This window comes from Blastococcus sp. SYSU DS0973, from assembly GCF_054051055.1.
The window spans coordinates 71,874-81,560 of the sequence record NZ_JBJHAN010000005.1; the positions used below are offsets into that span (position 1 = coordinate 71,874).

Annotated in this window: 3 protein-coding genes; all 3 read right to left on the reverse strand. The window is 69.3% G+C overall.

Annotation, left to right across the window (positions count from 1 at the left end):
• Positions 1 to 546 precede the first annotated feature (546 nt).
• The 3 genes from ACI791_RS10605 to ACI791_RS10615 are packed head-to-tail and all read right to left on the reverse strand — an operon-like array spanning position 547 to position 9,417.
• Positions 547 to 6,648, reverse strand: coding sequence for a DUF4011 domain-containing protein (locus ACI791_RS10605; protein WP_456586014.1), 6,102 nt, complete (start codon positions 6,646 to 6,648; stop codon positions 547 to 549).
• Positions 6,632 to 8,896, reverse strand: a complete 2,265-nt coding sequence (locus tag ACI791_RS10610) for a HelD family protein (protein ID WP_456586015.1) — start codon at positions 8,894 to 8,896, stop codon at positions 6,632 to 6,634. Before ACI791_RS10610 ends, ACI791_RS10605 begins: the two co-directional genes overlap by 17 nt.
• Entirely contained in the window at positions 8,893 to 9,417 is a 525-nt protein-coding gene (locus ACI791_RS10615) for a hypothetical protein (RefSeq protein ID WP_456586016.1), read from the reverse strand. Before ACI791_RS10615 ends, ACI791_RS10610 begins: the two co-directional genes overlap by 4 nt.
• Positions 9,418 to 9,687: the final 270 nt, after the last annotated feature.

A 9,687-nucleotide genomic window follows, 5' to 3' on the forward strand; every position in this document is an offset into this window, starting at 1 on the left:
CAACAGTTCTTGCCGGCAATCGATGATCGCCTCATCGCCTGCAGGTGAGGCCGGCTGTCACCAGCAGAAGCCACAGACTCCTGACGTCGGCACTTCTGTGTGACACTCCGGGCAAATTTGGAATCGACGCCGAACCATTGACCCGGGATCGCCTCGGGAGCTCGCGCCCGCGGCTGGACGCGAACGCGCCTCCCGAACCTTCTCTGTATCCGAGACGCACTGTGCGCAACGCAGCCGCCGACTCGACACCTTCGTAGAACCACACATTTCGCACCGCGGCACTACCCGACGGCCATCCTGGTCCACCGCCGCGCCGGCACGCGCGATGTCGAGCTCCTCCTTGATCGTGCGGACCCGCTCTCCTCCCCCAGCGTCCATCACCCTGAACAGGGGACGTTCGTGGTTCAGATTGCTCATCCGCGACTCCCTGCTGTGTGAACACGCCGCTCGTGGCGACGAGGCCACCGCATCGTATGACGCACGTCACGTAGCGGGTCGCCCTCGGAGCTCGCGAGACTCCCTCAGCCCCTAAGCCTCCGGCGGTTTTCAGCCCAGCTCCGCCTCCCGCAGGATTGCCGCCACTTCATCCGTCATCGGCTCGAAAGCCTCGAGCTTCTGCCTGGCAGCAGCCCGCTCGCGGTCCGAGAACATGCCCGCGAATCTCTGATCGAGCACGCTGGCCGCCGGGCTCTTGTGGAGCAGCGAGCTCTTGGCCAACCGTCGCCAGTTGAAGCGCGCCTCCTCGTCGGCCACCAGCTCCTTCACCGCTTGGCGTGCGCCCGCTGCCAGCACGCGGCTGGTGAAGTGTGCGGGCTCGTAACCGCAAGCCGTGCGCACGTAGGCCAAGTCAGCGCGGATGCGATCGTCGAATAACTTGAGGAGACGCTTCGACGGGCGATCGGGTGCTCTCCCGACCGATGCAGCTGGAGGCCCTTCGCCCGCATCACCCCGCTCCTCACGGAGCCGATCGGCGGCCTCAAGCAGTGTGGCTGCTCGGGCCGGCTGAGCGAGTTCCTCGTCGAACAGCGTCTCTGGTTCTACAGCAGGAGTCCTGGGCGAAGGCGTTGCGGCCGTGTTGATGGTCGGCAGGACGCGGTCACCCAGCCGCAGCTCACCGTCCTCGTTGACCAGCGAGCCGGACTGCTGGAGCCGAGAGATGGCTGCCGAGACGGCAGCCTGGATGTCCGATCCCTGCCTGCGCCAGCCGAAGAGCCGAGCGACCGCAGTCGACAGGTCGGCGACCTCCATCGCTCGCGCATCACGCACCAGCAGCAGCACGGCGAGGTCCAGCTCGGCCGGCGGGATCCAACCGACCTTGCGGACCCCCTCGTCCACCGCCGGCACCCGCACCTGCGTCATCTCGGCACCGGAGAGCGAGAGGAAGCCAGCCGTGTCCCGGAGGACCCGCCGGCCGTCGACCGTCACCTTCAACAGCATGAGGTCGATGTTCTGCTGGATCGCGGCACCAGCTCGTCCCACCCCCCAGTCGCCGCGGAAGCGTTCCAGCAGACGACCGTGGTGCAGGGGTGCCTCCTCCCGGAGAACACGTTCGAGGTAGGTCCGGATAGCAGGGAGTGCATCCTTCGACCCCGGCGTCGCCCACGTCCGCTCGGCGGGTCGGCGGCCGTACTCGGATGGCGCCGGGTACGCCACCGCCCAGTCGGGCTTGGCGTCGAAGTCGACCTCGTCGAACAGCACCTCGGGAGCCGGCTCCTCGGACGCCCGCGGAGCGGGAGAGGTGTCGCCGCGGACAGCCGCCTCGATGGCAGCACGGAGCCGCTCCGTCTGGCCGCGCCGGTCCCGGACCCAGCTCAGCCCCCAGATGCGGTGCATCCGCCAACCGAGACCTTCGAGCACCTGCTGACGGAGCCGGTCGCGGTCCCGGGCCGCCTTGGCCGAGTGGTACATGGCGCCGTCGCACTCGATGGCGAGCACGTACTCGCCCTCGCGCTCCGGGTGACGTACGGCCATGTCGATGCGGTATCCCGCGCTCCCGACCTGCGGATCGACGGCGTAGCCCATGCCGCGGACGACGTCGAGCACGTCCTCCTCGAAGGGGGTCTCGGGGGCTGTGATGCCCTCTCGGGCGTCAACGGCCAGCGCCGGGAGGCCACGGGCGGCGAAGTCGAGGTATGCCTTGAGGTGCGGAACGCCGTTCTGCTCGTCGGTCGGCACTGGGAACTCGTCTGTGGTGATGCGTCCAGCTCGGAAGGACGAGACCACCTCGACCCGCCGGCGGGCGCGGGTGACGGCCACGTTAAGACGCCGCCATCCTCGCTTCCGGTTCAGCGGTCCGAAGTTCATGGTCATCTTGCCGTGCTCGTCGGGCCCGTAGCCGATCGTGAAGATGACGACGTCGCGCTCGTCGCCCTGGACGCTCTCCAAGCTCTTGATGAAGAACCCGTCGAGTCGGTCGTGATCGCTCAGCAACCGCCGAAGGACGGGTTCGTCGACCGAACGGCGTTCCATGGCCGCGAACACCGCTTCGACCTGTGTCGAGCTGAACGCCACCACCCCGATGGACAGGTGGGGATGCAAGGTCGCGTGGTGCAGCACCCGGTCGACGACGAACTCCGCCTCGATGGCGTTGTCGCGAGTCGTCCCCCGGTTGTAGACGCCGTCGACGACGAAGCTCTCCACACCCAGGTCCGGCGCCTCGAACGTCGCGCCGGGGAACGAGTGCAGCTCCCCGTCGTAGATTCGGTGGTTCGAGTAACTGATCAGCGATTCGTGCTGGCTCCGGTAGTGCCAGAGAAGCGGCAGGTTGGGCAGTCCACCGGATGCCTTCGCGAGCAGGAGGAGGGACTCGAACGAATCCGTCGCTTCGTCGTCGTCCTCGGTGAGGTCCTCGCTGTCCGTGGACGCCGTGAAGAAGGCCGTCGGCTCCAACTGCTTCTCGTCACCCGCGACGATGAGCGCATCTCCTCGGTAGATGCAGTTGACCGCATCCCACGGGAGGACCTGGGAAGCCTCGTCGAAGATGACGACGTCGAAGCGCATGTCCGCCGGCAGGAACTGGGACACCGCCAGCGGGCTCATCATGAAGCAGGGCTTGAGGTCCTGGACGAGCGAGGCGGTCTCCGCGAGCAACTGCCTGATCGGCTTGTGCCGGGCCTTCTTCACCGCTTCGCGGGTGATGATCTGCGCGGCCCTGCTCCCGTTCGAGCTCGGCCTCCGAGCTGCGCACTGGGAGACCACACCGGCGTAGCGGTCGTCGACCTGTCGGCTGTCGAGCGCCCGGAAGTCCTCCACAAGGGCATCGCGGTCCGCCGCGCGGTAGCGCTCGAGCCGATCGTCGATGCGCACGGTCGCTTCCACCCAGGCCATCAGCGTCGCCCGCTCGATGACCGGGGCGACATCAGCAGCAGGAGCGACGGCGGTCACCAGCTCGTCCAGCACGCCGGCGAGGCCGTGATCGCCGAACCACTCGGTGAGCCGCGTGTACTCGACCCAGTCCTCGATGTCGGTGGCGGCGCGCTCGGTCATCTCGTCGAGGAGGTGCTCGGCGTCCTCGAGGTCCATCGCGAAGGCCTCCCCCAGTTCCCGCGATCGACCGTCGAGGAAGAGACGGCGAACCTCACGGGCTGCGGCCGACCAGCGATCGACCAGCGCGGTGAGGTCGGCGGACGTCAAGCTCGGGGAGACGACCTTCTCGGCGACGACCGGGGCGACCGCACCGCCGAGCTGCTCGCGGACGCCGCCAGCCCATGCGAACGCCCCCTCCAGGTCGGCCCACGAGGTGTCGAGGCCCCGGTAAGCCGGCCCCAGCTTCTCCTGGTCGTCTTCGTAGGTCTCGAAGATGCGGGCGCCCGCATCGTCCCGGCGACGGGCGATCCGGAGGAGATCCTGCGACTCCCGCACGGTGACGTCTCGACCGGTCACGGCAGCGACGTGCTCGGCCGCTTCGACACCGACCGCCAACGTGGCGGCCGCACGAGCGCACCACTCCGCGAGCTGGTGCAGCGGCATGTCCAACGCACCCGACCCGAATGCACCGAGCTGCTGCTCGATCTCCGTGTGCAGCTGGCCGGTGAGGGTCTGCAGCCGGGCGCCCACGGTGGTGAGCATCGGGTCGGGATCGCCGTCGACGGACAACTGGCTGGAGAGCGCGCGCATGTCCAGGTCATCGCCGGCCAGGCGAACGGCCTTGCGAGCAATTTCGATCGCCGTCGCCAACCGACCGAAGTCGGTGTCACCGCGGCGGTAGTAGGAGCCCAGCCGGGACGCGTGATCGATCTCGCCCTGGTCCAGGGCGTGCTCCGCCCGCTGCCACTCGGCCGCCTCCCCGAGGAGCGAGAGGACGTCGGGGGTGACCTTGCCCGAGACGGTAACGGCCTTGAGCTGCTTGCGATCGGCACGCGCCTGACCGGACCAACGACGCAGCCCCGTGTGCACTTCTCGGAACCGGTGATCCAGGGCCGCCAGCTCGAGGTCGAGCGCCTTCGGGGTGAACACGCCTTCGAGTGCTGCTCGGCGGCCCTGCATGGCTCCGACGAGCGCGCCCAGGACTCGCTCGGACTCCTGGAGCGCGGCATGGAGGCTGGGGTTGAACCACGGTGCCAGCGGCCGTGCCGTGACCTCTCCGAGGACGGCCAGGTCGGCGAGGCGCCGGGCGACGGCCAAGGTCGGGTTCTCCGCACCGAAACCGAGCGCGCCGCCCAAGCGCTGCGTCATTCCGAGGACCTCGACCAGCCGCTGCGGCAGTTCGCCGAGCCACTGGACCAGCTGCCGCGACTGGGTGGCGGTCGTGGTCCCGCCAGGGACCCAGCCCGTATCTGCCGGATCGAGCAGGGTCTGGACGTCGTCGGTGCGGTCGCTGTCCAGCTCGGCGTGACGCGGACCGGCCTCTCGGAGCAGCCGTGAGGTGACGTCCTGGTACTCGGCGACCTGAGCCTTCAGCTCCGCCGCGCGATCGTGGACGGCGGCGAAGTGCGTGTCACCGGCGGAAAGCCACGAGACCAGCGCGCCGTCCGGACGGGATTCCACGAGCGCGAGGACCTGGTGACGTCGCTCGACGTCTCGGTCGCGGTTGCCGAAGGACATGCCGAGGTCCGCGTCGACCGCCGAACAACGGCTCCTGAGCGCGGCGACGGCATCCCGCGCGAGCTGCGTCGATCGCCGCATGCCGTCGACGTCGAGCCGCCCGATGGACGCCACGTCGAGGTCGCGCCAGAGGAAGTCGTCGCCCTGCAGCACCGACTCCCAGGCCCGTGTCAGCCGGGCTGACCGGTCGAGGATGGCGGCGAAGGTGCCGTCGGACAGGTCCGCCCAGCTCGCGGACACGGGGACCGCGACGTGGCGGTACGGCTCCAGGTGTGCGACGCGGCCGAGGACCTCGAAGAGGCTGCGCCCGAGGATCTTGCGCACCTCGTTCATCGCCTCGGCATAGTCGCTCAGCTGCAGCCTGTCCTGGGTCAGGGCCGAGAGCTCGACGTCGGTGAAACGAGCAGCAGCGCGCGGGGACTGCGTGAGGGCGCGGTGCAGCTCCGCGGCGACCTGCTTGCGCGTCGCCGCGTGGCTGTGCAGCTGCAGCAGGAAGGGGCTGAGCTGCTTCTCCGCGAGCCGGTTGCGGACGACGTCGAGGGCGGCGGCCTTCTCGCTGACGAAGAGCACGGAGCGAGCGGAGGCCATCAGCTCGACGATGATGTTGGCGATGGTCTGGCTCTTGCCCGTACCCGGAGGGCCGTCCATGACGAAGCTGCGCCCGTCGCGTGCAGCGAGGATGCAGCGGCGCTGGCTGCTGTCGGCGTCGAGGATGCTCATCAGCTGCTCGGGCGGCACGACCCGGTCGACGTCGTCCTGGTGGACGGGCTGGAAGTCGAACTGCTCCCCAGTGGGCGAGTCCGGGCCAAGGGCCAGCAGCTGCACCATCGGGTGCTCGAGGACCTGCTGCTCGTGGTTGAGCAGGTCCCGGAAGATCGCCTCCTTGTGGAAGCTGAAGTTGGTCAGCACCGCTCGTTCGACGACGGTCCACCCTTGCTGTCCTCCGACCACCGCGGCTACCTGGGCGAGGTAGTCGCGGACGACGACACCGTCGGCGTCTGGAGTCGGCAGCGCGAGACCGTAGTTCTGCTCCATGAGGAGCTGGAGCGCCGGGTTGAGGACGACGTCGTCCTCGGTGGATGCCAGTGACCACGCGCTGGCGTCGCCCTCGCGGTGCAGCTGCACCGGCACCAGGAGCAGGGGGCTCTCGACCCGCTTCTCGTCAGGATCGAGCCAGCTGAGGAACCCCGCCCCGACGTACAAGCTCCAGAAGCCTCGGTCGGCGTAGGTGCTCTGGCTGACCTGGTCGAGTCGCCGCAGGGCATTGGGGAGCTTCTCGGGCGTCTTGTTGCCGACCTCGATCCGCGGCCGATCGCTCCGCAGCGAGGCGAGCCGCCCTCGGTCGTCGTCGAGGTCGTCGGCCTGGTCGGTCGTGACGACGGCCTTGCCCGCCGCCACCACGCCGAGCAAGCCGTCGAGCCCTGGTGCGGTGATCTCCAGCGACGCCGTCTGGACGTGCTTGAAGTAGATGAGCCGTTGCCGACCGTCGACGGCGACGAGCGCTGCGCGCCACTCCGCGATCTGCCGACGCAGCTTCCGGTCCAGGGCATCCGGGAGGCCGAGACTCACGTTCTCGGCCTCCGGGCGATCAGAAGAGCGTGTCACGGATGCCTCCCTGCAGGAGCCGGCGCACGAGGTCCTCGACCAGGCGCCGGTCGTCCTGGTCCAGCTGCGCGATGAGTTCGATCAAGGAATCGCCGTCCGGCTGGGCGGGGCACTTTCCGTCGGCGACCTCCAGGTCGGCGATGGCTTCCTCCGCGGACGCAGCCATCGCCACGACCGGCCGTGGCGGTACGAGGTGGCCGAGCCCCTCGGGAAGCTCCTCGGCGTCGACGAGGCGGAGCACCTGGGTGCACCGCGTCATCGCCACGTAGAGCTGTCGCTGTCCGTCGACGAAAGAGCGGGATAGCTCGGTGGGGTGCAGAAGGACGACGGAGTCGAACTCGAGTCCCTTCACCACCGAGGCAGGGACGACGGTCAGCGGCTGGCCGAAGTCGCCACTGCCCCCGTCACCGATCGAATCGTCGACCTGCCGATAGGACGCGAGCAGACCGCCGTAGGACTTGTCTGGCACCACGATGGCCGTGGTCATGCCGCTCTCGACGTCCTGCTGTGCCAGCTCGAGTGCACGCTCCTCCCCCGGCTCGATCGCGTCGAGGTGCACGGTGGGAGCCCCCGCTCCGGCGCGGACCGACCGGGGGGCCGTCAGACCGGGTGAGATGAGAGGGAGCAGCCGGGAAGCAAGTCCCAGCACCTCGCCCGGCACGCGGTAGCCGATGGTCAGTGTCTCTACGCTGGCGGCACCAGCGGAGAGGTGGTCGGTCAGCTCGGTCCAGTCGTCGCGCACCCACGGGCCGGTCGCCTGCGCCAGGTCGCCCAGCACGGTGAATGAACCGTCGGGGCACCGGCGGGCCAGCGCTCGCGCCTGCATCGGGGACAGGTCCTGCGCCTCGTCGACGACCACGTGCCCGTAGGTGCGGACCTCGCCGTTCAGGAGGAAGGACAGCTCGTCCAGGCAGAACAGGTCGTCCACGGTCCACGGCTCGTCGGCGATGCTCGCCCGCGCCTCGCGGAAGAGGCCGGCGCGTTCATCGGCCGACAGCACCCCGGCGGAGGCGTCCACGAGCCATGACTGCGTCCCGTAGAGACTCCGGAGCAGTTCCTCCGCGGTGAAGGTGGGCCACATCCGGTCGAGGGCGTTCGTGAACGTCGACAGGCGACGGATGGCCGGCTCCGTGGCGATGACCGCTCGGCCTGCACCAGCCTGCGCCTCCGTGTACGCGGCGAAGGCCGCAGCGGACAGCGCCTGCCGGAGCACATCGCGCGCCTGGTTGTGCGGCAGCTCCCGTCGACCGACGTCGTCCAGCAGGGCGCGGATCCGTGCCGCCGGCACGATCGCCCGCCCGCCCCCGAGGGAGAGCTCGAGGTCTTCGTCGCCCCAGCCACGTCGGGCCAGCAGCGCCCGCCGCAGGACCACAGCCATCGCCGCACTGCCCTTGACTCGTGCGACCTCGGGTGCGTCGAGTGCTGCGGGTGTGGCCTCTCCCGCGTACAAGGACGAGAGGTCGACCTGCAGGATGTCGGAGGCATCCAGCGAGGGCAGGACGCCACTCATGTAGGCCAAGAACGCCGTGCTCGGCGCGACGACCAGGATCCCTGCCCGACGGAGAGCTTCGTCGTTGAACGCGAGCCACGCCGCGCGGTGGAGGCCGACGACGGTCTTCCCCGTCCCCGGGCCGCCCTGGACGACGAGGACCTGGTCCCTGCCCGCTCTGATGATGCGGAACTGCTCGGCCTGGATGGTGGCGACCACCTCGCGCATCGCGCCGTCGCGGGATCGGTCGAGCTCGGACAGGAGCGCGTCGCTGATCGGAGTGGGGCCGTCCAGGTCCTCGTCGCTGAGGTCTGTGGCGGCAGCGGCGGTGATCTCGTCGACAACTCGCGACAGCACACGATCCTGCTCGCTGAACACGCGCTTGAGCTGGAGCCCGCACGGGTCCTGCGCGGTGGCCTCGTAGAAGACCTGCGCTGCGGGCGCGTGCCAGCTGGCGACGACCAGATTCTTCGACTCGTCGTGGACTCGCCGGCGACCGATGTAGAGCGGCTCCCCGTGCTGGTCGACCCGACCGAAGACGAGCTGACCCGACCCACGGCTGTTGCGCAGGACCTCGAGCGCGCGCCGCAGGGCTGCTGCCGTCGCCCGGTTGCCCTCTCCGTAGCTCTGGTAGGTCTGCTCGACGCTGGCGAGGCCCTTGTCGAGCAGCTCGTACGCGCGCGTGACGTAGGCCTGCTCGAGCAGGTGCTCGGGGTGCGCCGACCGGCTCTCAGCCGATGGCACGACGACAGCGGTCACGCGAAGCGTCCCTCGAGACTGCCGCGGAGCCCGGAGGCCACGCTCGCCGACACCAGATGATGCATGTGGTTCCCCCGCGCACGTCTGAACCGACCAATTCGTGGCCGTCTTCCGAGACGCTGCCATCTCGTGCCGACGATCCTGGAGATGCGGACGTCTCCGTCACCGAAAAGGAGCAATTGCTCGACCACCGGGCTCAGCAGCCCCAACTGCCCCGCGCCGCATCGGCGTGTGGGAACCCATCCGACGATGCCCGCGACGTCATCGGACGTGGTCACCTCGTGCCGCCGACCAGATCGCGGGGTCGACTTCCCAGGGGTCACCTTCGCCGCGCCTTCGCGACTGATCACCTCCGCGACGTCGATCAGCAGTTGCTGGGCGACCTCCGGGTCGCGCACGCCGTGGGGCGCGAGCCACCGGAGGACCATCCGGTCCGGCTTGATCCGGCCGTCGTCGCCGCACAGCATCCGGCAGTAGCCGCGGCGGATGCCGTAACGGCCCTCACCACGGACACGGCGCATGCCATTCTTGATCGACGCGAGCAGCGGCGGCGATGCCAGGGCATGGTTCGCGGAGGCACGTCCTCGACGCCGTGTTCCAGCAGCACGCGCGCGTAGCCGAGCACAGCCTGAGCCTTGGTGATCCCGCCACGGGTAGACGTCCGCTGACGCTTCCTCGAGACGGCTAGCAGCGACTCCTCGTCCGGGAAGCGTTGCACGAATCGATCGAGCGGATACACGTCGTCGACGAGGGTCGCCGGCGTGAGCAGTGGCCCGGTGGCCCCGGACCCG